Below are 23,863 nucleotides of genomic sequence, written 5' to 3' on the forward strand. Positions count from 1 at the left end.
ATGCAAACCTACGCTGTCTTCGGAAATCCGATCGCCCACAGTAAGTCCCCCTCTATTCACCAGCGCTTTGCGCAACAGCTGCAGATTGCACATCCGTATGGGCGGGTTCTGGCGCCGCTGGACGATTTTATCCATACCCTGGATACCTTCTTCGCCGAAGGGGGAAAGGGCGCTAACGTTACCGTTCCATTCAAGGAAGAAGCGTTTGCCCGAGCGGATGAACTGACTGAGCGCGCGGCTCTGGCGGGGGCGGTGAATACCCTAAAGAGGCTGGATGATGGGCGTTTGTTGGGGGACAACACCGACGGGATTGGACTGCTGAGCGATCTGGAGCGGCTGGAGTTCATTAAACCGGGCTATCGGGTATTGCTTATTGGGGCCGGCGGCGCATCGCGGGGTGTCTTGTTACCCCTGCTATCACTGGATTGCGCTGTCACTATCGTCAACCGGACTTATTCCCGCGCGCAGGAGCTGGCGACGCTCTTTGCGCATACCGGTAGTGTATGCGCGCTTGAGATGGAATCGCTGGCTGGGCATGAGTTCGATCTCATTATTAATGCAACTTCCAGCGGTATCAGCGGTGATGTGCCGGCAGTTCCCGCGTCCTTAATCGATACGCACGTCTATTGTTATGACATGTTTTATCAGAAGGGCTGCACACCGTTTTTACACTGGTGCCAGAGTCATGGTGCGAAAATGTGTGCCGATGGGCTGGGTATGCTGGTGGCGCAGGCCGCCCACGCATTTCTGCTCTGGCATGGAGTCCTGCCAGAGATTACGCCGGTTATTCAGGCTTTGCATAAGGAACTGAATACGTGAATCAGGCGATTCAGTTTCCTGACAGAGAAGAGTGGGAGACCGACCGGCAGTGTGTCACCTTTCCCGCGCTGGTTAATGGTATGCAGCTCACCTGTGCAATCAGAGGCGCAACGTTACAGCAGCGCTTCGGCGGTGATACTCCTGAGCAGTGGCTGGCCGCGTTTTGTCTCCATCGCTGGGATCTGGAAGAAGAAGCTGAAGCATTGATCCGCGACCAGCAGGAAGATGATCAGGGCTGGGTGTGGGTCTCCTGATCCAGATAATCGTTTTTCCATTTCACATAGTTGTTTGCTGAATAGAGCAGACCTGCCCGCTCCGCCTCCGTCAGGGGGCGGATTTGTTTCACCGGGTTGCCAAAATAGAGATAGCCGCTTTCCAGCCGTTTGTTTTGCGGGACCAGGCTACCGGCGCCAATCATCACATCGTCTTCTACCACAACGCCATCCAGTAAAATCGAACCCATGCCAACCAGCACCCGATTGCCAATAGTACAACCGTGCAGCATGACCTTGTGACCGACGGTGACCTCTTCGCCAATGATCAGCGGATTCCCCTCAGGGTTAGAGGAGGATTTGTGGGTGACATGCAGCACGCTACCGTCCTGAATGTTAGTGCGGGCACCGATTGCCACGTAGTTAACATCTCCGCGAATAGCGACCAGCGGCCAGATGCTGACATCATCGGCCATTCGGACATCGCCGATCGCTACGCTGGTGGCATCGATCATCACTCGCTGGCCGGTTTGTGGGAATAAATCTTTATAAGGACGTAAATTAGCGGACATGGTTACCTCAATAAACCTGGGTTGTACGAAGACTTTGGTGGCTTTTGCTGCCACCTGCAACCCCTTATTGTGGTGAAAATTGAGCAATCTGAACAATAACGCCGCGAAAAGGGCGAAAAAACATCACTTGGAAAAAAAGATCGATAAAAGACTTGTGCAATAAAATGGGATCCCTATAATGCGCTCCCACTGACACGGCACATGTGAACGAGTTCACAGAGTAAGCCGGGTCGGCAGAGAAAAAATTCTGAAATTCAGGGTTGACTCTGAAAGAGGAAAGCGTAATATACGCCACCTCGCGACAGAGCGCTCAGCGCCGTCGCACTGCTCTTTAACAATTTATCAGACAATCTGTGTGGGCACTCAAAGTGACATGGATTCTTAACGTCCTCGGACGAAAAATGAATACCAAGTCTCTGAGTGAACACGTAATTCATTACGAAGTTTAATTCACGAGCATCAAACTTAAATTGAAGAGTTTGATCATGGCTCAGATTGAACGCTGGCGGCAGGCCTAACACATGCAAGTCGAGCGGTAGCACAGAGAGCTTGCTCTCGGGTGACGAGCGGCGGACGGGTGAGTAATGTCTGGGAAACTGCCTGATGGAGGGGGATAACTACTGGAAACGGTAGCTAATACCGCATAACGTCGCAAGACCAAAGTGGGGGACCTTCGGGCCTCATGCCATCAGATGTGCCCAGATGGGATTAGCTAGTAGGTGGGGTAATGGCTCACCTAGGCGACGATCCCTAGCTGGTCTGAGAGGATGACCAGCCACACTGGAACTGAGACACGGTCCAGACTCCTACGGGAGGCAGCAGTGGGGAATATTGCACAATGGGCGCAAGCCTGATGCAGCCATGCCGCGTGTATGAAGAAGGCCTTCGGGTTGTAAAGTACTTTCAGCGAGGAGGAAGGCATTAAGGTTAATAACCTTAGTGATTGACGTTACTCGCAGAAGAAGCACCGGCTAACTCCGTGCCAGCAGCCGCGGTAATACGGAGGGTGCAAGCGTTAATCGGAATTACTGGGCGTAAAGCGCACGCAGGCGGTCTGTTAAGTCAGATGTGAAATCCCCGGGCTCAACCTGGGAACTGCATTTGAAACTGGCAGGCTTGAGTCTTGTAGAGGGGGGTAGAATTCCAGGTGTAGCGGTGAAATGCGTAGAGATCTGGAGGAATACCGGTGGCGAAGGCGGCCCCCTGGACAAAGACTGACGCTCAGGTGCGAAAGCGTGGGGAGCAAACAGGATTAGATACCCTGGTAGTCCACGCTGTAAACGATGTCGACTTGGAGGTTGTTCCCTTGAGGAGTGGCTTCCGGAGCTAACGCGTTAAGTCGACCGCCTGGGGAGTACGGCCGCAAGGTTAAAACTCAAATGAATTGACGGGGGCCCGCACAAGCGGTGGAGCATGTGGTTTAATTCGATGCAACGCGAAGAACCTTACCTACTCTTGACATCCAGAGAACTTAGCAGAGATGCTTTGGTGCCTTCGGGAACTCTGAGACAGGTGCTGCATGGCTGTCGTCAGCTCGTGTTGTGAAATGTTGGGTTAAGTCCCGCAACGAGCGCAACCCTTATCCTTTGTTGCCAGCGATTCGGTCGGGAACTCAAAGGAGACTGCCAGTGATAAACTGGAGGAAGGTGGGGATGACGTCAAGTCATCATGGCCCTTACGAGTAGGGCTACACACGTGCTACAATGGCATATACAAAGAGAAGCGACCTCGCGAGAGCAAGCGGACCTCATAAAGTATGTCGTAGTCCGGATTGGAGTCTGCAACTCGACTCCATGAAGTCGGAATCGCTAGTAATCGTAGATCAGAATGCTACGGTGAATACGTTCCCGGGCCTTGTACACACCGCCCGTCACACCATGGGAGTGGGTTGCAAAAGAAGTAGGTAGCTTAACCTTCGGGAGGGCGCTTACCACTTTGTGATTCATGACTGGGGTGAAGTCGTAACAAGGTAACCGTAGGGGAACCTGCGGTTGGATCACCTCCTTACCTGAAAGAACCTGCCTTTGTAGTGTCCACACAGATTGTCTGATGAATGATAAATTTCAAAATGTACTGAGAAGTGCATTGTGAAATTTTGCTCTTTAAAAATCTGGATCAAGCTGAAAATTGAAACGACACACTGTTTCCTTTCTCCGTAATAAGAAAGGAAAAGCGGTGTGTTCGAGTCTCTCAAATTTTCGCAACGCGGACTGTTTTACGAAACAGCTTCGGGTTGTGAGGTTAAGCGACTAAGCGTACACGGTGGATGCCCTGGCAGTCAGAGGCGATGAAGGACGTGCTAATCTGCGATAAGCGTCGGTAAGGTGATATGAACCGTTATAACCGGCGATTTCCGAATGGGGAAACCCAGTGTGTTTCGACACACTATCGTTAAGTGAATACATAGCTTAACGAAGCGAACCGGGGGAACTGAAACATCTAAGTACCCCGAGGAAAAGAAATCAACCGAGATTCCCCCAGTAGCGGCGAGCGAACGGGGAGGAGCCCAGAGTCTGAATCAGCGCGTGTGTTAGTGGAACGGTCTGGAAAGTCCGGCGGTACAGGGTGATAGCCCCGTACACTAAAATGCACACGTTGTGAACTCGAAGAGTAGGGCGGGACACGTGGTATCCTGTCTGAATATGGGGGGACCATCCTCCAAGGCTAAATACTCCTGACTGACCGATAGTGAACCAGTACCGTGAGGGAAAGGCGAAAAGAACCCCGGCGAGGGGAGTGAAAAAGAACCTGAAACCGTGTACGTACAAGCAGTGGGAGCCTACTTGTTAGGTGACTGCGTACCTTTTGTATAATGGGTCAGCGACTTATATTCTGTAGCAAGGTTAACCGTATAGGGGAGCCGCAGGGAAACCGAGTCTTAACTGGGCGTTAAGTTGCAGGGTATAGACCCGAAACCCGGTGATCTAGCCATGGGCAGGTTGAAGGTTGGGTAACACTAACTGGAGGACCGAACCGACTAATGTTGAAAAATTAGCGGATGACTTGTGGCTGGGGGTGAAAGGCCAATCAAACCGGGAGATAGCTGGTTCTCCCCGAAAGCTATTTAGGTAGCGCCTCGTGAATTCATCTTCGGGGGTAGAGCACTGTTTCGGCTAGGGGGTCATCCCGACTTACCAACCCGATGCAAACTACGAATACCGAAGAATGTTATCACGGGAGACACACGGCGGGTGCTAACGTCCGTCGTGAAGAGGGAAACAACCCAGACCGCCAGCTAAGGTCCCAAAGTCATGGTTAAGTGGGAAACGATGTGGGAAGGCACAGACAGCCAGGATGTTGGCTTAGAAGCAGCCATCATTTAAAGAAAGCGTAATAGCTCACTGGTCGAGTCGGCCTGCGCGGAAGATGTAACGGGGCTAAACCATGCACCGAAGCTGCGGCAGCGACACTATGTGTTGTTGGGTAGGGGAGCGTTCTGTAAGCCGTTGAAGGTGGCCTGTGAGGGTTGCTGGAGGTATCAGAAGTGCGAATGCTGACATAAGTAACGATAAAGCGGGTGAAAAGCCCGCTCGCCGGAAGACCAAGGGTTCCTGTCCAACGTTAATCGGGGCAGGGTGAGTCGACCCCTAAGGCGAGGCCGAAAGGCGTAGTCGATGGGAAACAGGTTAATATTCCTGTACTCGGTGTTACTGCGAAGGGGGGACGGAGAAGGCTATGTTAGCCGGGCGACGGTTGTCCCGGTTTAAGCATGTAGGCGGGAAGTTTAGGTAAATCCGGACTTCTGTTAACGCTGAGGTGTGATGACGAGGCACTACGGTGCTGAAGTAACAAATGCCCTGCTTCCAGGAAAAGCCTCTAAGCATCAGGTAACAACGAATCGTACCCCAAACCGACACAGGTGGTCAGGTAGAGAATACCAAGGCGCTTGAGAGAACTCGGGTGAAGGAACTAGGCAAAATGGTGCCGTAACTTCGGGAGAAGGCACGCTGATGGTAGGTGAAGCGACTTGCTCGTGGAGCTGAAATCAGTCGAAGATACCAGCTGGCTGCAACTGTTTATTAAAAACACAGCACTGTGCAAACACGAAAGTGGACGTATACGGTGTGACGCCTGCCCGGTGCCGGAAGGTTAATTGATGGGGTTATCCGTAAGGAGAAGCTCTTGATCGAAGCCCCGGTAAACGGCGGCCGTAACTATAACGGTCCTAAGGTAGCGAAATTCCTTGTCGGGTAAGTTCCGACCTGCACGAATGGCGTAATGATGGCCAGGCTGTCTCCACCCGAGACTCAGTGAAATTGAACTCGCTGTGAAGATGCAGTGTACCCGCGGCAAGACGGAAAGACCCCGTGAACCTTTACTATAGCTTGACACTGAACATTGAGCCTTGATGTGTAGGATAGGTGGGAGGTTTTGAAGTGTGGACGCCAGTCTGCATGGAGCCAACCTTGAAATACCACCCTTTAATGTTTGATGTTCTAACGTAGACCCGTGATCCGGGTTGCGGACAGTGTCTGGTGGGTAGTTTGACTGGGGCGGTCTCCTCCCAAAGAGTAACGGAGGAGCACGAAGGTTAGCTAATCCTGGTCGGACATCAGGAGGTTAGTGCAATGGCATAAGCTAGCTTGACTGCGAGCGTGACGGCGCGAGCAGGTGCGAAAGCAGGTCATAGTGATCCGGTGGTTCTGAATGGAAGGGCCATCGCTCAACGGATAAAAGGTACTCCGGGGATAACAGGCTGATACCGCCCAAGAGTTCATATCGACGGCGGTGTTTGGCACCTCGATGTCGGCTCATCACATCCTGGGGCTGAAGTAGGTCCCAAGGGTATGGCTGTTCGCCATTTAAAGTGGTACGCGAGCTGGGTTTAGAACGTCGTGAGACAGTTCGGTCCCTATCTGCCGTGGGCGCTGGAGAATTGAGGGGGGCTGCTCCTAGTACGAGAGGACCGGAGTGGACGCATCACTGGTGTTCGGGTTGTCATGCCAATGGCATTGCCCGGTAGCTAAATGCGGAAAAGATAAGTGCTGAAAGCATCTAAGCACGAAACTTGCCCCGAGATGAGTTCTCCCTGACTCCTTGAGAGTCCTGAAGGAACGTTGAAGACGACGACGTTGATAGGTCGGGTGTGTAAGCGTAGCGATACGTTGAGCTAACCGATACTAATGAACCGTGAGGCTTAACCTTACAACGCCGAAGCTGTTTTGGCGAAGAGACGAAATGTTCAGCTTGATTACAGATTAAATCATCACGCAGAAATGCGGGGTGAAAACAGAATTTGCCTGGCGGCGATAGCGCGGTGGTCCCACCTGACCCCATGCCGAACTCAGAAGTGAAACGCCGTAGCGCCGATGGTAGTGTGGGGTCTCCCCATGTGAGAGTAGGGAACTGCCAGGCATCAAATTTAGCGTGCTGATATGGCTCAGTTGGTAGAGCGCACCCTTGGTAAGGGTGAGGTCCCCAGTTCGACTCTGGGTATCAGCACCAGTTATTAGGTTAAAGTTTGGCACTTAGAAAGAATTTGCCTGGCGACGAGAGCGCGGTGGTCCCACCTGACCCCATGCCGAACTCAGAAGTGAAACGCCGTAGCGCCGATGGTAGTGTGGGGTCTCCCCATGTGAGAGTAGGGAATTGCCAGGCATCAAATAAAGCAAAAGGCTCAGTCGAAAGACTGGGCCTTTTTGCTTTTCTGATTTTCAGCACCGTGCGTACACCCTGTAAAGCAGCCGGATATCTCCCGGCCAGGCCCGTATGGTCGCCACAAATATTCTGATAAACGAACGATTATTAAACTAAAAAGGGCCCAGTCTTCGACTGGGCCCTTTGTTTTAGCTGCCGTTTATTGTGCAGCATACTGCTAAGATGAAAATTTAGCGGGTCAGGGCCACAATACCCAGCGTCAGGCCTGCAACGGCTGCAGCACCGCCTGCAATGGCGCCTGCTGTCTCCCAGTTATCCTGAGTGGTCCCTTTCATACAGGTATTAGTATGGACTAATCGCCCCTGAGAATCATAGACCGGTACGCAGGGAGAGTCATGGGCACAGCCGGCGAGCAGTGTCGTCAGCAGCGTCACTAAAATAAATTTTTTCATGGTAGGCCTCTGAATAATCCGTCGGGTTGTACCGGTGTCGATATATGACGGAATAGCCTATTTTACCATCGGTAATATCAAGGCCAGCGGCCGAAATAATATCAATTTATGTTCAGCGTAAATATCGTGGAGATCGCGATGGAATGATGAGGAAAATATGCAGAATAAAATAACGAAAGAGAAGTGAGAGCCATATTATTCGTCGGCCGAGAATATAACAAATTGATTTTTAACATATCCATCTATTTGCCGCCTGGCGAAAAAAGTGTGAAGCGACCGCTGCGCGTGAACGGAGTGCTTACTTATGCTGGCAATATTTTCTACCCCGCTTGCTGGCCGTGACTTAACATCAGGGCCAAATGCCGCCCCCCTGGAATACAGCCACAGAAGCCACCACAACAGGATGCCAGAACCAACCTGAATCTCCTTTAACGGCAGGCCATCAGCGCGCTCCTGGTGCATCAGAGAGGGTTTTGTCGCAACCTGAGGAGCCAGTCTGTTCCAGGCGCGTATCGCACCGGAGATGCGACGTGCCCTCAAGCCCGTTTGGTGGTATGCGTACTGGCGGGTCCGGATATTGATACCGGGACGTGGATTGTCGGCACGGTGTCAGTGCGCGATGAGTCGGGTTACCCGATCGATAAGCGCAAAGTTAAAACTGGTAGCCCTGGCGGGTTCAATAATGATCAGCAGGCAGGAACAGGAGTCTTATTCCCCCGGCTGATATATTGAGTTGTGATAGCGCTTAATGCTCAACAGGCGAGAGATGTGCAGCGGCTTCTGCTTTCGCTTCATCGACTATTATGTTCGGGTATACGGTCTGGCAGGTGTGATTTGATAAAACGGCTGCCCGGATTTGATATCACGCTCTTCGACAAAGTGGCATTGCAGAGTCAGGCTGCTGATCAGTGGTCTGCACTTCAGCGATGCGAAATACCGATGTCCGCCTGGCAGCCGGAGAAATTCAATACGTCAGATAATAAAAAGGCGCTTCCCCATGCCGAAGAGCGCCTTTTATAACAAGCAATTAACTGATTAGTATCAGTTCATGCCGTATTTTTTCAGTTTCTTACGCAGAGTACCGCGGTTGATGCCCATCATCAGGGCCGCACGGGTCTGGTTACCACGGGTGTATTGCATCACCATGTCCAACAGGGGCTGTTCAACTTCAGCCAGTACTAGCTCATACAGGTCATTCACATCCTGACCATTCAGTTGAGCAAAATAGTTCTTCAGTGCCTGTTTAACCGAGTCACGCAGGGGTTTTTGAGTTACCTGATCCTGAGAGTTAACGGTAGAAACGGTCAGTACGTCAGAATTTACGCGTTGTTCGAACATAGTTCTGTCAGCTCTTTATTTCTGTTTACGCAAAATTTTCGAAGTATGCCTCCAACGCCTCCAGCTGATCGCTGGCATCCTCTATGGCGTTGAATGTGCGCCGAAACTGGTCATTTGGGGCGTGCTCCTGTAGATACCAGGAGACGTGTTTACGTGCAATTCGGTACCCTTTTGCCTGGCCATAAAAGTCATGCAATTCCCGAACATGCGCGCAAAGCAAACGCTTAACCTCTGCCAATGGCAGCGGGGGCAGCAGCTCCCCAGTGTCCAGATAATGCTGGATTTCCCGAAAGATCCAGGGTCTTCCCTGAGCTGCGCGGCCTATCATAAGGGCATCAGCCCCCGTATAGTCGAGCACAGCTCTGGCTTTAAGCGGGTCAGTAATGTCACCATTCGCGATAATCGGAATGGAAACTTTCTGCTTAACTGCCCGAATACTGTCGTATTCAGCGTCTCCGTTAAACAAACAGGCGCGGGTGCGTCCGTGAATAGTCAGAGCCTGAATGCCACACTCTTCAGCCAGTTGGGCAATTTCTACACAGTTACGGTGTTCCGGCTCCCAACCGGTGCGAATCTTGAGTGTCACGGGAACGTCCACTGCCTTGACGACCGCCGTCAGGATTAACTTCACCTGATCGGGATACTGCAAGAGGGCTGAACCTGCGAGCTTGCGATTCACCTTTTTCGCCGGGCACCCCATATTAATATCAATAATCTGGGCACCGCTTTCCACGTTAATACGGGCGGCTGCGGCCATCTCTTCCGGTACGCTACCGGCGATTTGCACGGTACGAATACCGGGCTCATCCACGTGCACCATCCGTAAACGGGATTTGTCGCTCTCCCAAACCTGCGGGTTGGAGGACATCATCTCGGAAACGGTTAAACCTGCTCCCATCTCGTAGCACAGCGTCCTGAATGGTCTGTCAGTAATGCCAGCCATAGGCGCTGCGATCAGGCGATTTCTGAGCTGATAGTGTCCGATGCGCATGAGTTAAGAAATGACCATACTGTGACTGCAAGGCGGCGTATATTACGCATTTTTTGCACGAGATGAAAGGCCAAACTTTGAGCAATCCTCTGTCACAGATCAATGAATCCCACATCGGGAGAAAAGGGATGGATAAATTATCCTATTAATCATCATCTTAATCGATGGTGGATAATTTGTGTCCATTTATAAAATCGCAAAACTTCTCGATTTTTCTTAGAAAAATGGGACTGTTAACGGCATAAAACGCTGTTTTTGTAGTCAAAAAAGCGCATCGTAATGCGATCTGGCTCCCATTTCTTGACGTCATTCAGCGGTTACTGGAAACAAAAAAGCGGCCCGCAGGCCGCTTTCCAGAGTTACTTTCTGCGGCCGGTGATCCGGCACCACTCTTCTTTCTCCACCACCGGGTCGAGGGCAAAGCGTTCGGTATAGGCTTCGCAGACGCTTTCCGCCTGGCTGGCGAGAATACCAGAAAGGCCCAGCAAACCGCCTGAAACGGGCAGCACGCTGATTAACGGGGCCAGCTCACGTAATGGCCCTGCCAGGATGTTGGCGACCACCACATCGGCGCTGAGCGCTTCTGGCTGGTCCTGCGGTAAATAGAGCTCCAGACGATCGGAGACACCGTTACGCTCGGCGTTATCACGGCTGGCCTGAATTGCCTGTGGGTCGATATCAATACCGATCGCTTTTGCGGCACCCAGCTTCAGCGCCGCAATCGCCAGAATGCCCGAACCACAGCCAAAATCGATAATCGTTTTGCCCGTCAGATCCAGTCCGTCCAGCCATTGCAGGCAGAGCGAGGTGGTCGGGTGCGTGCCGGTACCAAACGCCAGGCCCGGGTCGAGCATCACGTTGACCGCGTTTGCATCCGGTACTTCACGCCAGCTTGGGCAAATCCACAGCCGCTCGCCGAAACGCATTGGGTGGAAATTATCCATCCATTCACGTTCCCAGTCTTTATCTTCCAGCTGCTCGATTTTATGTGTGAAATCGGCGCCCAGCAGCGGATGCTGCTCGAGGATAGCCACCACGTCATGCATATCGCTTTCAGCGTCGAACAGGCCGATAACGTCGGTGTCTCCCCACAGGCGAGTTTCACCCGGCAGCGGCTCGAATACCGGCGTATCGTGTGTATCCTGGAAGGTGATGGAGACCGCACCGGCCTCCATTAGCGCGTCGCTGAGGTCTTCAGCATGTGCGCCGGTGGTATTCAGTTTCAGTTGGATCCATGGCATAGCAAAACTCTTTATTTGTCAGTAGTCATAACAGGGGCGGGTGGAACGGGCTGACCAAAACGGTTGCCCACCACAAAAGCCAGCAAACTTAGCAGTAGCGAGGGCACGATAGGATGAAAGCCCAGGTACTGAATTTTCAGGGTGGCGAGCACGGCATACAGCACGCCGCCGACGATCATCGCGCTCAGGGCTCCTGCCGCGTTGGCACGCTCCCAGTACAGGCCCAGAACCAGTGGCCACAGGAAGACCGCTTCCAGCCCGCCAAACGCGAGCAGGTTCAGCCAGATGATCATCTCAGGCGGACGCCATGCGGCCAGCAACAGCAGCGCGCCGAGGATCAGCGTGATCATCGCCGACATCCGCTTCAGGCGTTTCTCGTTATTCAGCTGTTCCGGGTGCAGGTTCAGGTATAAATCCTTAATGATCGTAGCGGAACTCTGCAATAACTGCGCGTTGATTGTCGACATGATCGCCGCCATTGGCGCGGCAAGGAAGATCCCGGCGGCAAACGGCGGCAGTACTTTCACCATCAACGTAGGGATGACCAGATCCGGGATGGTCAGATCCGGGATCACCGCGCGACCCAGCGCACCGGCGAGATGCATGCCAAACATCAGGATAGCGACCACGATGGTGCCGAGAATAATCCCGCGGTGCACCGCCTTGCTGTCTTTATAGGAGATACAGCGCACCGCCGTGTGCGGCAGGCCGATAACGCCAAAGCAGACCAGAACCCAGAAAGAGGTCATAAACGTCGGTGACAGAATATCGTCCGCTCCCTGGGGAGACACCAGCTTTGGATCGATATGTTCCAGGGTCTGCACTGCCATGCTCAGACCACCCGCAGCATGAACGATACCGACGAGCAGTACGATGGTGCCTATCAGCATCACCAGCCCCTGCATCGCATCATTCAATACGCTGGCGCGGAAGCCGCCGAAAGCGGTGTAGAGCGCGATACTGATACCGAAAATCAGCAAACCGGTTTCGTAAGGGATGCCTGCGGCGGTTTCCAGCAGCCGTGCGCCGCCGATAAACTGCACGGTCATCGCACCGATAAACGCAACCAGCAGACTGAGGCTCGCCAGCCATACCAGCAGACGGCTCTGATAGCGGGCGAACAGCATATCGTTGAGCGTTACCGCGTTATACCGGCGGGCCAGAATAGCGAATTTTTTCCCCAGTACCCCGAGCGACAGCCACACGGCAGGCAGCTGGATCATCGCCAGCAGCACCCATCCGAGCCCGTATTTATATGCCGCGCCCGGGCCGCCAATGAACGAACTGGCGCTGATATAGGTGGCCGTCAGGGTCATGGCCAGCACGAAGCCGCCCATCGAACGGCTGCCGAGAAAATACTCGTTGAGGAATGCCCCGGTCGAACGCTTGCGCATCGCATAAATCGACAGGCCAAACACCACCAGCAGGTAGGCAATAAGCGGCAGGATCACTTCAGGCTGCATCATCATCCTCCAGCGGAATATCGCGGTAGATAAACTTCACCATCGCCCAGCACAGCAGAATGAAAATCAGGGGGATCAGCAGACAAGCCATTTCAAACCAGCGCGGCAGGCCGGTAAAGCCCTGCTGAGAACCTGGAATGTAAGCACTTGCTAACCATGCTGCAAGATAGAGGAGGGTAAGCCACAACGCCCAGCGGGCTTCTTTGTGGGCCTGAACAAAACGCGCGTCCATAAGGCTCCCGGGGTCAATTTAAAGCGGGGATTGTACCTTAAGGGGCTGGCAAGAGGAGAGAAAAAGAAAAAAGGCCGGATAATCCGGCCTTTTGCTGCGAATACAGGATTATTTTTCCTGTAAGCCGAGTTTTTTCTCCAGATAGTGGATGTTGGTTCCACCATGCTGGAAATGCTCGTCATTCATAATGCGAATCTGCAGATCGACGTTGGTTTTGATGCCGTCGATGATCAGCTCCTGCAGCGCATTTTTCATGCGAGAAATCGCGACATCACGGTTTTCGCCGTAACAAATCAGCTTACCAATCATTGAGTCATAGTACGGAGGTACGGTGTAGCCTGCGTAGATATGAGACTCCCAACGTACGCCGAAACCGCCTGGCGCGTGGAAGCGGGTAATTTTACCCGGACTCGGCAGGAAGGTGTTCGGGTCTTCGGCGTTGATACGGCATTCCACCGCATGGCCACGAACCTGGACTTCTTCTTGCTTGATGGACAGCGGCTGGCCAGCCGCGATACGCAGCTGTTCCTTGATCAGGTCAACGCCGGTAATCATTTCGGTGACCGGATGTTCAACCTGAATACGGGTGTTCATTTCAATGAAGTAGAACTCACCGTTTTCAAACAGGAACTCAAAGGTGCCTGCGCCGCGATAGCCGATGTCGACACACGCTTTAGAGCAGCGTTCGCCGATGTAGCGACGCAGTTCCGGGGTAATGCCCGGCGCCGGCGCTTCTTCGACCACTTTCTGGTGACGACGCTGCATGGAGCAGTCGCGTTCCGCCAGATAGATAGCGTTGCCCTGGCCGTCAGCCAGTACCTGGATCTCGATGTGACGCGGATTTTCCAGGTATTTTTCCATATATACCATGTCGTTGCTGAATGCAGCTTTTGCTTCAGCTTTGGTCATGGAGATGGACTGGGCCAGTTCAGCATCGCTGCGTACAACGCGCATACCGCGTCCGCCGCCGCCGCCGGAGGCTTTGATGATAACCGGATAGCCGATGCGTTTTGCATGAGCGCGGTTCGCATCCATATCGTCGCCCAGCGGGCCGTCAGACCCCGGAACGGTCGGTACGCCCGCTTTCTTCATCGCGGTGATCGCAGACACTTTATCGCCCATCAGACGAATGGTGTCGGCTTTCGGGCCGATGAAGATGAAGCCTGAACGTTCAACCTGCTCAGCAAAGTTGGCGTTTTCGGACAGGAAGCCATAACCCGGATGGATGGCCACCGCGCCGGTAATTTCCGCTGCGCTGATGATTGCCGGGATATTCAGATAGCTTTTTACGGACGGAGCCGGGCCAATACAGACCGTCTCATCCGCTAACAGTACGTGTTTTAGATCGCGATCCGCAGTGGAGTGCACAGCGACGGTCTTGATGCCCAGTTCTTTACAGGCACGCAGGATACGCAGTGCAATCTCGCCTCGGTTAGCGATAACAATTTTATCCAGCATGTTCGCCTCGTTACTCGATGACTACCAGCGGCTCATCAAATTCTACCGGTTGGCCGCTTTCGATCAGAATGGCTTTCACCACGCCGGATTTATCGGCTTCGATCTGGTTCATCATTTTCATCGCTTCTACGATGCACAGGGTGTCGCCCACGTTAACTTTCTGACCGACTTCCACGAACGCTTTTGCGTCCGGGCTCGGGGTGCGGTAGAAAGTACCGACCATCGGGGAACGTACGATGTGACCGCTGATTTCTGCTTTCGCCGGCGCGTCTGCCTGAGCGGCAGCGGCCGGTGCTGCTGCAACCGGTGCCTGAGCCTGCATCATCGGCGCGGCATAAGCCTGCTGCATGACCGGGTAGCCCGCATTTGGCGCGGCACGGCTGATGCGTACAGACTCTTCGCCTTCAGAAATTTCCAGTTCGGAGATGCCTGATTCTTCAACCAGCTCGATCAGCTTTTTAATCTTACGAATATCCATGAGTGGGTTCCGTACTCTTTGTTTAGTGTGATTGTGACAGGCGTTTTACCGCCGTCTGTAAAGCGTATGAATAGCCGTCCGCACCGAGTCCGCAGATGACGCCCGAGGCGATATCCGACAGATAGGAGTGGTGACGGAACGGTTCGCGTGCATGTACGTTGCTCAGGTGAATCTCGATAAACGGGATACTGACCGCAAGCAATGCATCGCGGATAGCCACGCTGGTGTGCGTAAACGCGGCCGGATTAATCAGGATATAGTCCACAGTGTCTTTAGCCTGATGAATTCGGTCGATTAGCGCGAACTCCGCATTGGACTGCAGGTGATCCAGCGCCACGTTCAGAGCCGAAGCTTCTGATTCCAGACGGTTAACAATCTCAGAAAGCTTAAGGGTGCCATACTTCTCAGGCTCACGGGTGCCGAGCATGTTAAGGTTGGGTCCGTTTAAAAGCAAAATGCGAAACTTGTCAGCCATTGTGTGGCTATCTCCTGCCATTCTCGGGTAAAAAACAAAATATACCTTCGAAGCGCGCTTGTCACCTTTTCAGGGCTCGAAAACCCCGTCAGGAAAACCAAAGTCGCACATTATAACGATTTCGTAGCATTTGGCAGCTAAATACTGGTCTTATCAGGGAAGATTATCAACCGCTATCGTTCAAAGCATCGCGGTTGATAAAAGATCTGCGGGAAACTGCACATATCCGATGATTATCGCCACCACTGACGGAACTTCTTGTAACGCCATGCTAAAAGCAACGCGGCCAGCACGGCATAAATCACCGGCTGCGGGGATAAAATCTTCACCGACCACAGGTAGTGAATGGGAGCAAGGATTGCCACCAGATAGACGAAGTTGTGCAAAGTTTGCCATCGGCGACCCAGTTTTCTCTGCAGCGCTTGTGTTGAAGTGGCGGCCAGCGCCAGCAAAATCAACCAGCTGATAAAACCCAAAGTCAGGTAAGGTCTGCTGACTAACTCCGAACCCAGCAGCGCCAGATTGTTGATACCTAACTCCAGCAGCGTGTAGCTGGTGAGATGCAGCGTTGCCCAGGCAAAGCACCACAACCCGAGTAAACGCCGGGTACGAATCAACAAAGGTTGTTTAGCGTAGCGCGCGAGCGGTGAGACGAGCAAGGTCGCAAGCAAAAATTTAAGAGCCATCCTACCGGTAAAATGCTGGATATCTTTTGCCGGATCGGCGCTAAAGTAGCCCTGTTGTCCGGCCCAGAAGAGCCAGATAAAGGGCAAGAGGCCGGCCAGATGGAGGGCCACCTTCAGCCAGGTAATCTGTTTTACGCTCAGACGCACTAGTAATACTCCCGCAGATTCAGTCCCCGATAGAGCGATGCCACCTCGTCAGCATAGCCGTTAAATAACAGCGTCGGCTGGCGCTTAACATCAAGTACGCCGCCAGAGCCGATAACACGCTCTGTAGCCTGCGACCAGCGCGGATGATCGACGTGCGGATTGACGTTAGCGTAGAAGCCATATTCTTGCGGCCCGGCGAGATTCCAGGTGGTGGGGGGCTGCTCGCGCGTCAGCTCGATACTGACGATGGATTTAATACCTTTAAAACCGTATTTCCATGGGACGGTCAGCCGGACAGGGGCGCCATTTTGCGGCGGCAGCGCTTTACCGTAAACGCCGACACTCAGCAGCGTCAGAGGGTGCATGGCTTCATCCAGCCGCAGACCCTCTACATAAGGATAAGCCAGTCCCCCGCCGATAAAGCGATCTTTTTGCCCCGGCATTTGATCCGGTGCGTAGAGGGTTTTAAATGCGACAAAACGGGCGTTGCTGGTGGGTTCAACCAACGCCAGCAGTTTATGTAGCGGGAAGCCGACCCAGGGCACCACCATTGACCAGGCTTCCACGCAGCGCATCCGGTAAATACGCTCTTCTAGCGGAAAGCGCCGGGTCAGATCGTCATGATCAAGCGTCAGCGGTTTGGCCACCTCTCCGCCAATCGTGAGGGTCCAGGGATCGGTACGCAGGCTGCCGGCATTGGCCGCGGGGTCTGCTTTATCAAGACCAAATTCATAGAAGTTGTTATAGCCGGTGACTTTATCTTCCGGCGTCAGCGTGAGCGAGCTTTGCCACTCCGCGGGTTTATTGAACGTCAGGGCTTTACCTGCCGGGGCCGGCGGGCGGTCGTGACCTTTAAACCAGTCCAGGAGATCGGCCCGCGCCGTGGGGGAAAGAGAAAGGGCCGTTGCGGTGATCCCGAGTGACTTCAGCACCTGGCGGCGCTGCAGCATAAATACGGATTCTGCCGTGACATCGGCTTCCGTGAGTTTTTTAGGTTTCATGACATCCTCCGACATGCTTTTTTCTAAGCATGACGGAGGCGGCGATTTATCGCGAATATGTCACGAAAAATTGCAGATTAGGCGATCTTCACCAGCGTCCGCCCCTGGATCTGATTGTTCATGATCTTAGCGGCGAATGCCGGGGCCTCTGCGAGGGTAATTTCCGTGGCGCTCGCTGAATAGAAGGATTCCGGCAGGTCACGCACCAGACGTTGCCAGGCTTCAGCGCGACGCGCGGGCGGCGTCATGACGGAATCGACGCCCTGCAGGCGAACATTGCGCAGAATAAACGGCATTACCGTCGTCGGCAGCGCAAAGCCTCCGGCCAGACCACAGGCGGCGACGCAGCCGCCATAGTTCATCTGCGCCAGCACTTTCGCCAGCACCTTGTCCCCGACGGTATCGATCGCGCCAGCCCACAGCTGTTTTTCCAGCGGACGGGTTTCGGCAAACTCTTCGCGACCGAGAATGCGCTGCGCGCCGAGGCTTTTCAGATATTCATGGGTGCTTTCGCGGCCAGAGACTGCGACGACCGAATAGCCGAGCTGATGCAGCAGCGCAATGGCGGTACTGCCGACGCCGCCGCTGGCGCCGGTGACAATGATTTCACCATCCTGCGGACGGATACCGGCATCTTCCAACGCCATGACGCACAGCATTGCGGTGAAGCCGGCGGTACCGATCGCCATCGCTTTACGGCCATCAAGACCTTCCGGCATTGCGACCAGCCAGTCGCCTTTCACGCGCGCACGCTCGGCCAGACCACCCCAGTGGTTTTCACCGACGCCCCAGCCGGTCAGCAGCACTTTCTGGCCGCTGTGGAAGCGCGGATCTTCGCTTGAGTGAACGCTACCGGCGAAATCGATGCCAGGAATCATCGGAAAGTTGCGGATGATTTTTCCCTTGCCGGTGATCGCCAGCGCATCTTTATAGTTAAGGCTCGACCAGTGAATATCGACGGTGACATCGCCCGGCGGCAGCTGGTCGGCGTCGATGGTTTGCACCGAAGAGATTGTTTTACCATCCTGCTGTTCTAATATTAAAGCCTGCATATGCGGGTCCTTATTTGTACAAAGATTGGAAAAATTTTTCTGCAGACTATACTCGCTATCGACATTATTACGCCGATATAACGCAATAAATTGCCAGAAACGCCAGCTTTGATAGTATGCCTCGCGCTTTAGAAAGTTAGTGCTTACTTTAGGTAAAGCGCCAGTACACGAGCCTGAAAATCTATCGGGCGGTCATTCACTCGCGGAGTTAACACAGGGATGCGATTAACGACGAAGTTCTCAGCATTTGTCACGCTGCTTACCAGCCTGACCATCTTTGTCACGCTCATCGGTGCTTCGCTGAGTTTTTATAACGGTATCCAGCTGAAGATGGAGAATCGCGTCCAGGCCGTGGCGACGATGCTGGATAACCGCCTGATCTCATCCTCGTTCGATAAGCTCGAACCGCAAATGGATGAGCTGATGACGCCGGTGGAGATTGTGCAGGTCGATTTTCTGCTTAACGGCAAGCCGGTGTACGGTCACTCGCGTAGCGACAGCTATCGTCCGCCGGGGAGTAAGAATCAGTATCGTGAAATAACGGTACCGTCGTTAAAACATCCCGGTATGACGATTCACGTGGTCTACCTCGACCCGATGGTGAATTATTTCCGCTCGCTGCACATCACCGGGCCCTTATCGATAGCTATCGGTCTGATGGTTCTGGTTATCTTTTTCTCCGTACGCTGGATTCGCCGTCAGCTTGCAGGCCAGGAGCTGCTGGAGGTGCGCGCTGCGCGAATCCTCAGTGGCGAACGCGGGCCGCAGGTTCGAGGGTCGGTACATGAGTGGCCGGCCAGCACCAGCAGCGCGCTGGATATGCTGCTTTCCGAACTGCAGTTTGCCAGCGATCAGCGTAGTCGTATGGATACGCTGATTCGTTCTTATGCTGCACAAGACTCGAAAACCGGGCTGAATAATCGTCTGTTCTTTGATAATCAGCTGGCAACTCTGCTGGAAGATCAGGAAAAAGTGGGTTCGCACGGTATCGTGATGATGATTCGCCTGCCGGAGTTCGATCTGCTACGTGATAACTGGGGACGAGCCGCTGCCGAAGAACACTACTTCACGCTCATCAACCTGCTGTCGACTTTTATTATGCGCTATCCCGGGGCGCTGCTGGCGCGCTACCACCGCAGTGATTTTGCCGTACTCCTTCCTCACCGTACCTTAAAAGAGGCCGATAGCATCGCCGGGTTGCTGTTAAAAGCGGTGGATGCGCTGCCGCCGACGCGGATTCTTGACCGCGATGACATGATGCACATCGGTCTTTGCGCTTTCCGCAGCGGGCAGACAACGGCCCAGGTGATGGAACGCGCCGAGGCTGCGACGCGCAATGCGGTGCTACAGGGCAGCAATAGCTGGGCCGTCTACGATGACTCGTTACCGGAGAAAGGACGCGGTAACGTCCGCTGGCGTACGCTGATTGAACAAATGCTCAGCCGCGGCGGGCCGCGACTGTACCAGAAGCCGGCCGTTACCCGCGATGGACGCGTCCATCATCGTGAACTGATGTCGCGGTTGTATGACGGAAAGGAAGAGGTGATCGCGGCAGAATATATGCCAATGGTGCAACAATTTGGTCTGGCGGAAGAGTACGACCGCCTGCAGATCACGCGGTTACTGCCATTTTTAAGTTTTTGGCCGGAGGAAAACCTCGCGCTGCAGGTGACGGTGGAGTCATTGATCCGGCCGAGATTTCAGCGCTGGCTGCGTGATACCTTGATGCAGAGTGAAAAATCGCAACGTCGACGGATTATTTTTGAACTTGCAGAGGCAGATGTTTGTCAATATATCGGCCGCTTACAACCGGTAATGCGCCTGGTCAATGCTCTGGGTATTCGTGTCGCCGTCGTGCAGGCCGGATTAACGCTGGTTGGAACCAGTTGGATCAAGCAGTTGGATGTCGAAGTGATTAAGCTGCACCAGGGGCTGTCGCGCAATATCGAAAAGCGCAGTGAGAACCAGCTGCTGGTTCAGAGCCTGGTGGAGGCCTGTAAGGGCATGCCGGTCCAGGTTTTTGCAACCGGCGTTCGCAGTCGCAGTGAGTGGCAGGTGCTGTCTCAGTGCGGTGTCACGGGTGGTCAGGGGGAATTTTTTGCCGCCTCACAGCCACTTGACACAAATGTGAAAAAATATTCGCAAAGATACTCGGTTTGATCTGCCGTTTAGCGTGATTTCACGTAGAATAACGCGCGCCATAGTGAAGGGGGTGTGCTTGTCTACCTGCCGGATTATCGCAATGTAAATGCCAGTAAATGACCTTTGACGGGTTACAGATTCAGGCGCGGAGCGCTGTTGATGATTTCGCCACTGAATGGACCCGGTAAATTTGTAACGAAGGAAATGCGCTGCACTAATTTTCACCGTAGCAGATGATTTTTGCGCCTTGTCGCTGCTGCGTGTGGTTGGTAAAGTAAGCGGATTTTGTTTTCCGCCCCAGCTTTCAGGATTATCCCTTAGTATGTTAAAAAAATTTCGTGGCATGTTTTCCAATGACCTGTCCATTGACCTGGGTACTGCGAATACCCTGATTTATGTAAAAGGACAAGGCATCGTATTGAATGAGCCTTCCGTTGTGGCCATTCGTCAGGATCGTGCCGGCTCGCCGAAAAGCGTCGCTGCAGTTGGTCATGAAGCGAAGCAGATGCTCGGGCGTACACCGGGCAACATCGCGGCGATTCGCCCGATGAAAGACGGCGTTATCGCCGACTTCTTCGTCACCGAAAAAATGCTCCAACACTTTATCAAACAGGTGCATAGCAATAGCTTCATGCGTCCAAGCCCGCGTGTTCTGGTGTGCGTACCGGTCGGTGCAACCCAGGTTGAGCGTCGTGCGATTCGTGAATCTGCTCAGGGCGCTGGCGCTCGTGAAGTCTTCCTGATTGAAGAGCCGATGGCGGCTGCGATTGGCGCGGGCTTACCGGTTTCTGAAGCGACCGGTTCTATGGTGGTGGATATTGGTGGCGGTACCACAGAAGTGGCGGTTATCTCCCTGAACGGCGTGGTTTACTCCTCTTCCGTTCGTATTGGTGGTGACCGTTTCGATGAAGCCGTGATTAATTATGTGCGTCGTAACTACGGATCTCTGATCGGTGAAGCGACGGCTGAACGTATCAAGCATGAAATCGGTTCGGCGTATCCGGGCGATGAAGTGCGTGAAATCGAAGTTCGCGGCCGTAACCTGGCAGAAGGCGTGCCGCGCGGCTTTACCCTGAACTCGAACGAAATTCTCGAAGCGCTGCAGGAACCGCTGACCGGTATTGTCAGCGCGGTCATGGTCGCGCTGGAACAGTGTCCGCCGGAGCTGGCTTCCGATATCTCCGAGCGTGGTATGGTTCTGACTGGCGGTGGCGCCCTGCTGCGCAACCTCGACCGTCTGTTGATGGAAGAGACAGGTATTCCTGTCGTAGTTGCAGAAGATCCACTGACTTGCGTCGCACGTGGCGGCGGTAAAGCGCTGGAAATGATCGACATGCACGGCGGCGACTTGTTCAGCGAAGAGTAGTCAGCCGAAGGTCCAGGGTAGCCTCAAAAGCTACCCTTGGTCTTAACTGACACGAGAATACGCATAGCCTATGAAGCCAATTTTTAGCCGTGGCCCGTCGCTACAGATTCGCCTTATCCTGGCGGTTTTGGTGGCGCTTGGCGTGATTATCGCCGACAGCCGCCTGGGTACGTTCAGTCAGATTAGAACGTACATGGACACTGCCGTCAGCCCTTTCTACTTTATCTCAAATGGTCCCCGGGAATTGCTGGATAGCGTATCGCAAACGCTGGCAACCCGCGATCAGCTCGAACTGGAAAACCGCGCGCTGCGTCAGGAACTGCTGCTGAAGAACAGCGATTTGCTGATGCTGGGTCAGTACAAACAGGAGAACGCGCGTCTGCGCGAGCTGCTGGGCTCGCCGCTGCGCCAGGATGAGCAAAAAATGGTGACTCAGGTCATCTCTACGGTTAACGATCCTTATAGCGATCAGGTTGTCATCGATAAGGGCAGCGTTAACGGCGTTTACGAAGGCCAGCCGGTGATCAGCGACAAAGGCGTTGTGGGTCAGGTCGTCGCGGTGGCGAAGTTAACCAGCCGCGTGCTGCTCATCTGCGACGCGACGCATGCGTTGCCGATTCAGGTTCTGCGCAATGATATTCGCGTGATTGCGGCAGGTAACGGATGCACTGACGATTTGCAGCTGGAGCACCTGCCGGCGAACACCGATATTCGCGTCGGCGATGTGCTGGTGACCTCCGGTCTCGGTGGCCGCTTCCCTGAGGGCTATCCGGTTGGCGTGGTCTCCTCGGTGAAGCTCGACACGCAGCGTGCGTATACGGTCATTCAGGCGCGCCCAACGGCGGGTCTGCAGCGTCTGCGCTATCTCCTGCTGCTGTGGGGAGCCGATCGTAACGGGGCCAACCCGATGACGCCGGAAGAGGTGCACCGCGTCGCCAATGAGCGTCTGATGCAGATGATGCCGCAGGTTCTGCCGGCACCGGATGCCATGGGGCCGCAAATGCCTGCGCCGGCAACCGGCATAACGCCGCCTTCGCAACCTCTGCCTGCAGGGGGGCAATAGTGGCAAGTTATCGAAGCCAGGGACGCTGGGTTATCTGGCTCTCGTTTCTTATCGCACTATTGCTGCAGGTCATGCCCTGGCCGGCGGATCTGACCGTCTTCCGGCCAAACTGGGTGTTCCTGATCCTGCTTTACTGGATCCTCGCCTTACCGCATCGGGTTAACGTAGGCACCGGTTTCGTCATGGGGGCTATCCTCGATCTTATCAGTGGGTCGACACTGGGCGTTCGCGCGCTATCGTTAAGTATCATCGCTTATCTGGTGGCGCTGAAATATCAGCTGTTTCGCAACCTGGCGCTCTGGCAGCAGGCGCTGGTGGTGATGATGCTATCCCTTGCTGTGGATATCGTTGTTTTCTGGGCAGAGTTTTTAGTGATCAACGTCTCTTTCCGTCCGGAAGTGTTCTGGAGTAGTGTAGTAAACGGCGTGCTCTGGCCATGGTTATTCCTGCTGATGCGGAAAGTCCGTCAGCAATTTGCGGTGCAATAAGGTTGATATGACGACTCTGTATCTCGCTTCAGGCTCTCCGCGTCGGCAGGAACTGCTGACGCAGCTGGGGCTATCTTTTGAACGTCTGGTTCCCGGTATTGAAGAACGACGCTTGCCGCAGGAGAGCGCCGGGCACTATGTTGCGCGTCTGGCGCGTGAAAAAGCGCAGGCGGGGGTCGCACTGGCGTCGCGCGATCTGCCGGTGCTGGGGGCGGATACCATTGTTATCCTGAACGGCGAAGTGCTGGAAAAACCGCGCGATGCCGCTCACGCCGCCGAGATGCTGCGCATGCTCTCCGGTAAGACGCATCAGGTCATGACGGCCGTGGCGCTGGCGGATAAGCAGCTGACGCTGGATTGCCTGGTGGTGACGGAAGTCACCTTCCGCCTGCTTTCAGAACAGGATATTGCCAGCTATGTGGCCAGCGGAGAACCTCTGGACAAAGCAGGTGCATACGGTATTCAAGGGTTGGGTGGCTGTTTCGTCAGGAAGATTAATGGCAGCTATCACGCCGTGGTCGGCTTACCGCTGGTAGAAACGTATGAGTTGCTGAGTAACTTTAACTCACTGCGTGAAGAAAAGGGATAA

21 protein-coding genes, 1 tRNA gene and 4 rRNA genes are annotated in these 23,863 nt (G+C 53.9%); 13 read left to right on the forward strand and 13 right to left on the reverse strand.

What is annotated here, in order from left to right:
- On the forward strand, positions 1–819 hold the full coding sequence (gene aroE, locus DSD31_RS02400) for a shikimate dehydrogenase (RefSeq protein ID WP_004868316.1): 819 nt from the start codon (positions 1–3) through the stop codon (positions 817–819).
- Positions 816–1,073, forward strand: a complete 258-nt coding sequence (locus DSD31_RS02405) for a DUF1488 family protein (RefSeq protein ID WP_004868313.1) — start codon at positions 816–818, stop codon at positions 1,071–1,073. Before aroE ends, DSD31_RS02405 begins: the two co-directional genes overlap by 4 nt.
- Here the strand turns inward: DSD31_RS02405 and DSD31_RS02410 are convergent.
- Positions 1,049–1,603, reverse strand: coding sequence for a gamma carbonic anhydrase family protein (locus tag DSD31_RS02410; RefSeq protein ID WP_004868312.1), 555 nt, complete (start codon positions 1,601–1,603; stop codon positions 1,049–1,051). The two genes, DSD31_RS02405 and DSD31_RS02410, sit on opposite strands and share 25 nt — an antisense overlap.
- Positions 1,604–2,070: 467 nt before the next feature.
- Here DSD31_RS02410 and DSD31_RS02415 point away from each other — a divergent pair.
- The 5 genes from DSD31_RS02415 to rrf (DSD31_RS02435) all read left to right on the forward strand — a co-directional run bounded on the left by DSD31_RS02415 (position 2,071) and on the right by rrf (DSD31_RS02435) (position 7,201).
- Positions 2,071–3,610: ribosomal RNA gene (locus tag DSD31_RS02415) — 16S ribosomal RNA — on the forward strand.
- Positions 3,611–3,842: 232 nt separating this feature from the next.
- Positions 3,843–6,748, forward strand: a 23S ribosomal RNA gene (locus DSD31_RS02420).
- A gap of 94 nt (positions 6,749–6,842) precedes the next feature.
- Positions 6,843–6,958: ribosomal RNA gene (gene rrf, locus DSD31_RS02425) — 5S ribosomal RNA — on the forward strand.
- 14 nt (positions 6,959–6,972) lie between these two features.
- A tRNA-Thr gene (locus tag DSD31_RS02430) sits at positions 6,973–7,048 on the forward strand.
- A gap of 37 nt (positions 7,049–7,085) precedes the next feature.
- A 5S ribosomal RNA gene (rrf, locus tag DSD31_RS02435) occupies positions 7,086–7,201 on the forward strand.
- The 16S, 23S and 5S rRNA genes sit together here with 1 tRNA gene alongside, the layout of an rRNA operon.
- A gap of 230 nt (positions 7,202–7,431) precedes the next feature.
- Here the strand turns inward: rrf (DSD31_RS02435) and DSD31_RS02440 are convergent.
- On the reverse strand, positions 7,432–7,653 hold the full coding sequence (locus DSD31_RS02440; RefSeq protein WP_004868310.1) for a lipoprotein: 222 nt from the start codon (positions 7,651–7,653) through the stop codon (positions 7,432–7,434).
- A gap of 834 nt (positions 7,654–8,487) precedes the next feature.
- On the opposite strand from DSD31_RS02440, the gene DSD31_RS02450 reads away from it, so the two are divergent.
- On the forward strand, positions 8,488–8,673 hold the full coding sequence (locus DSD31_RS02450; protein WP_071359802.1) for a hypothetical protein: 186 nt from the start codon (positions 8,488–8,490) through the stop codon (positions 8,671–8,673).
- Between the two features lie 21 nt (positions 8,674–8,694).
- Here DSD31_RS02450 and fis read toward each other — a convergent pair whose 3' ends face one another.
- The 11 genes from fis to acuI form a co-directional block, all read right to left on the reverse strand.
- Positions 8,695–8,991, reverse strand: coding sequence for a DNA-binding transcriptional regulator Fis (gene fis / locus DSD31_RS02455; protein WP_000462905.1), 297 nt, complete (start codon positions 8,989–8,991; stop codon positions 8,695–8,697).
- A 25-nt stretch (positions 8,992–9,016) separates the two neighbouring features.
- Positions 9,017–9,982 (reverse strand): tRNA dihydrouridine synthase DusB, encoded by a 966-nt coding sequence (dusB, locus tag DSD31_RS02460; RefSeq protein ID WP_004868308.1) that lies wholly within the window; start codon positions 9,980–9,982, stop codon positions 9,017–9,019.
- A gap of 359 nt (positions 9,983–10,341) precedes the next feature.
- Positions 10,342–11,223, reverse strand: a complete 882-nt coding sequence (prmA, locus tag DSD31_RS02465) for a 50S ribosomal protein L11 methyltransferase (RefSeq protein ID WP_113990814.1) — start codon at positions 11,221–11,223, stop codon at positions 10,342–10,344.
- Positions 11,224–11,234: 11 nt separating this feature from the next.
- The gene (gene panF, locus DSD31_RS02470) at positions 11,235–12,686 is read right to left on the reverse strand and encodes a sodium/pantothenate symporter (RefSeq protein ID WP_015585636.1); all 1,452 of its coding nucleotides are present in this window, start codon (positions 12,684–12,686) and stop codon (positions 11,235–11,237) included.
- A complete protein-coding gene (locus tag DSD31_RS02475; RefSeq protein ID WP_004868304.1) occupies positions 12,676–12,918 on the reverse strand; it encodes a YhdT family protein in 243 nt (80 codons plus the stop codon). The genes panF and DSD31_RS02475 overlap by 11 nt, the downstream gene beginning before the upstream one ends.
- 108 nt (positions 12,919–13,026) lie before the next feature.
- Positions 13,027–14,376, reverse strand: coding sequence for an acetyl-CoA carboxylase biotin carboxylase subunit (gene accC, locus DSD31_RS02480; RefSeq protein WP_004868303.1), 1,350 nt, complete (start codon positions 14,374–14,376; stop codon positions 13,027–13,029).
- Between the two features lie 10 nt (positions 14,377–14,386).
- Positions 14,387–14,854, reverse strand: coding sequence for an acetyl-CoA carboxylase biotin carboxyl carrier protein (accB, locus tag DSD31_RS02485; RefSeq protein WP_004868302.1), 468 nt, complete (start codon positions 14,852–14,854; stop codon positions 14,387–14,389).
- Between the two features lie 22 nt (positions 14,855–14,876).
- A complete protein-coding gene (gene aroQ / locus DSD31_RS02495) occupies positions 14,877–15,329 on the reverse strand; it encodes a type II 3-dehydroquinate dehydratase (protein WP_004868300.1) in 453 nt (150 codons plus the stop codon).
- A 233-nt stretch (positions 15,330–15,562) separates the two neighbouring features.
- Positions 15,563–16,162, reverse strand: coding sequence for a protein-methionine-sulfoxide reductase heme-binding subunit MsrQ (gene msrQ, locus DSD31_RS02500; protein WP_097357712.1), 600 nt, complete (start codon positions 16,160–16,162; stop codon positions 15,563–15,565).
- Complete coding sequence (gene msrP / locus DSD31_RS02505; protein ID WP_004868291.1) at positions 16,162–17,163, reverse strand: protein-methionine-sulfoxide reductase catalytic subunit MsrP; 1,002 nt, start codon at positions 17,161–17,163, stop codon at positions 16,162–16,164. Before msrP ends, msrQ begins: the two co-directional genes overlap by 1 nt.
- Before the next feature lie 77 nt (positions 17,164–17,240).
- A complete protein-coding gene (gene acuI, locus DSD31_RS02510) occupies positions 17,241–18,215 on the reverse strand; it encodes an acrylyl-CoA reductase (NADPH) (RefSeq protein ID WP_004868287.1) in 975 nt (324 codons plus the stop codon).
- A gap of 219 nt (positions 18,216–18,434) precedes the next feature.
- On the opposite strand from acuI, the gene csrD reads away from it, so the two are divergent.
- The 5 genes from csrD to DSD31_RS02540 all read left to right on the forward strand — a co-directional run bounded on the left by csrD (position 18,435) and on the right by DSD31_RS02540 (position 23,863).
- Positions 18,435–20,375 carry an RNase E specificity factor CsrD gene (gene csrD, locus DSD31_RS02515; RefSeq protein ID WP_015585638.1) on the forward strand — a complete coding sequence of 647 codons (1,941 nt, stop codon included), beginning with the start codon at positions 18,435–18,437 and terminating at the stop codon, positions 20,373–20,375.
- A 304-nt stretch (positions 20,376–20,679) separates the two neighbouring features.
- Positions 20,680–21,723 (forward strand): rod shape-determining protein MreB, encoded by a 1,044-nt coding sequence (gene mreB, locus DSD31_RS02525; RefSeq protein ID WP_002918653.1) that lies wholly within the window; start codon positions 20,680–20,682, stop codon positions 21,721–21,723.
- Between the two features lie 70 nt (positions 21,724–21,793).
- Positions 21,794–22,786 carry a rod shape-determining protein MreC gene (mreC, locus tag DSD31_RS02530; protein ID WP_004868280.1) on the forward strand — a complete coding sequence of 331 codons (993 nt, stop codon included), beginning with the start codon at positions 21,794–21,796 and terminating at the stop codon, positions 22,784–22,786.
- Positions 22,786–23,274, forward strand: a complete 489-nt coding sequence (gene mreD, locus DSD31_RS02535; RefSeq protein WP_004868276.1) for a rod shape-determining protein MreD — start codon at positions 22,786–22,788, stop codon at positions 23,272–23,274. The genes mreC and mreD overlap by 1 nt, the downstream gene beginning before the upstream one ends.
- A gap of 7 nt (positions 23,275–23,281) precedes the next feature.
- A complete protein-coding gene (locus DSD31_RS02540) occupies positions 23,282–23,863 on the forward strand; it encodes a Maf family protein (protein ID WP_004868273.1) in 582 nt (193 codons plus the stop codon).

This window comes from Klebsiella sp. X13, assembly GCF_003323835.1.
Taxonomy (GTDB): domain Bacteria; phylum Pseudomonadota; class Gammaproteobacteria; order Enterobacterales; family Enterobacteriaceae; genus Klebsiella; species Klebsiella ornithinolytica.

Excerpts from the sequence above, each read along its gene's own strand:
- prmA (WP_113990814.1), bottom strand. The coding sequence starts at position 11,223 with ATGCCATGGATCCAACTGAAACTGAATACCACCGGCGCACATGCTGAA.
- DSD31_RS02410 (WP_004868312.1), bottom strand. The coding sequence starts at position 1,603 with ATGTCCGCTAATTTACGTCCTTATAAAGATTTATTCCCACAAACCGGC.
- DSD31_RS02540 (WP_004868273.1), top strand. The coding sequence starts at position 23,282 with ATGACGACTCTGTATCTCGCTTCAGGCTCTCCGCGTCGGCAGGAACTG.
- mreC (WP_004868280.1), top strand. The coding sequence starts at position 21,794 with ATGAAGCCAATTTTTAGCCGTGGCCCGTCGCTACAGATTCGCCTTATC.
- panF (WP_015585636.1), bottom strand. The coding sequence starts at position 12,686 with ATGCAGCCTGAAGTGATCCTGCCGCTTATTGCCTACCTGCTGGTGGTG.
- msrP (WP_004868291.1), bottom strand. The coding sequence starts at position 17,163 with ATGAAACCTAAAAAACTCACGGAAGCCGATGTCACGGCAGAATCCGTA.
- accC (WP_004868303.1), bottom strand. The coding sequence starts at position 14,376 with ATGCTGGATAAAATTGTTATCGCTAACCGAGGCGAGATTGCACTGCGT.
- dusB (WP_004868308.1), bottom strand. The coding sequence starts at position 9,982 with ATGCGCATCGGACACTATCAGCTCAGAAATCGCCTGATCGCAGCGCCT.
- DSD31_RS02440 (WP_004868310.1), bottom strand. The coding sequence starts at position 7,653 with ATGAAAAAATTTATTTTAGTGACGCTGCTGACGACACTGCTCGCCGGC.
- csrD (WP_015585638.1), top strand. The coding sequence starts at position 18,435 with ATGCGATTAACGACGAAGTTCTCAGCATTTGTCACGCTGCTTACCAGC.
- aroE (WP_004868316.1), top strand. The coding sequence starts at position 1 with ATGCAAACCTACGCTGTCTTCGGAAATCCGATCGCCCACAGTAAGTCC.
- accB (WP_004868302.1), bottom strand. The coding sequence starts at position 14,854 with ATGGATATTCGTAAGATTAAAAAGCTGATCGAGCTGGTTGAAGAATCA.
- DSD31_RS02475 (WP_004868304.1), bottom strand. The coding sequence starts at position 12,918 with ATGGACGCGCGTTTTGTTCAGGCCCACAAAGAAGCCCGCTGGGCGTTG.
- acuI (WP_004868287.1), bottom strand. The coding sequence starts at position 18,215 with ATGCAGGCTTTAATATTAGAACAGCAGGATGGTAAAACAATCTCTTCG.
- mreB (WP_002918653.1), top strand. The coding sequence starts at position 20,680 with ATGTTAAAAAAATTTCGTGGCATGTTTTCCAATGACCTGTCCATTGAC.
- aroQ (WP_004868300.1), bottom strand. The coding sequence starts at position 15,329 with ATGGCTGACAAGTTTCGCATTTTGCTTTTAAACGGACCCAACCTTAAC.
- fis (WP_000462905.1), bottom strand. The coding sequence starts at position 8,991 with ATGTTCGAACAACGCGTAAATTCTGACGTACTGACCGTTTCTACCGTT.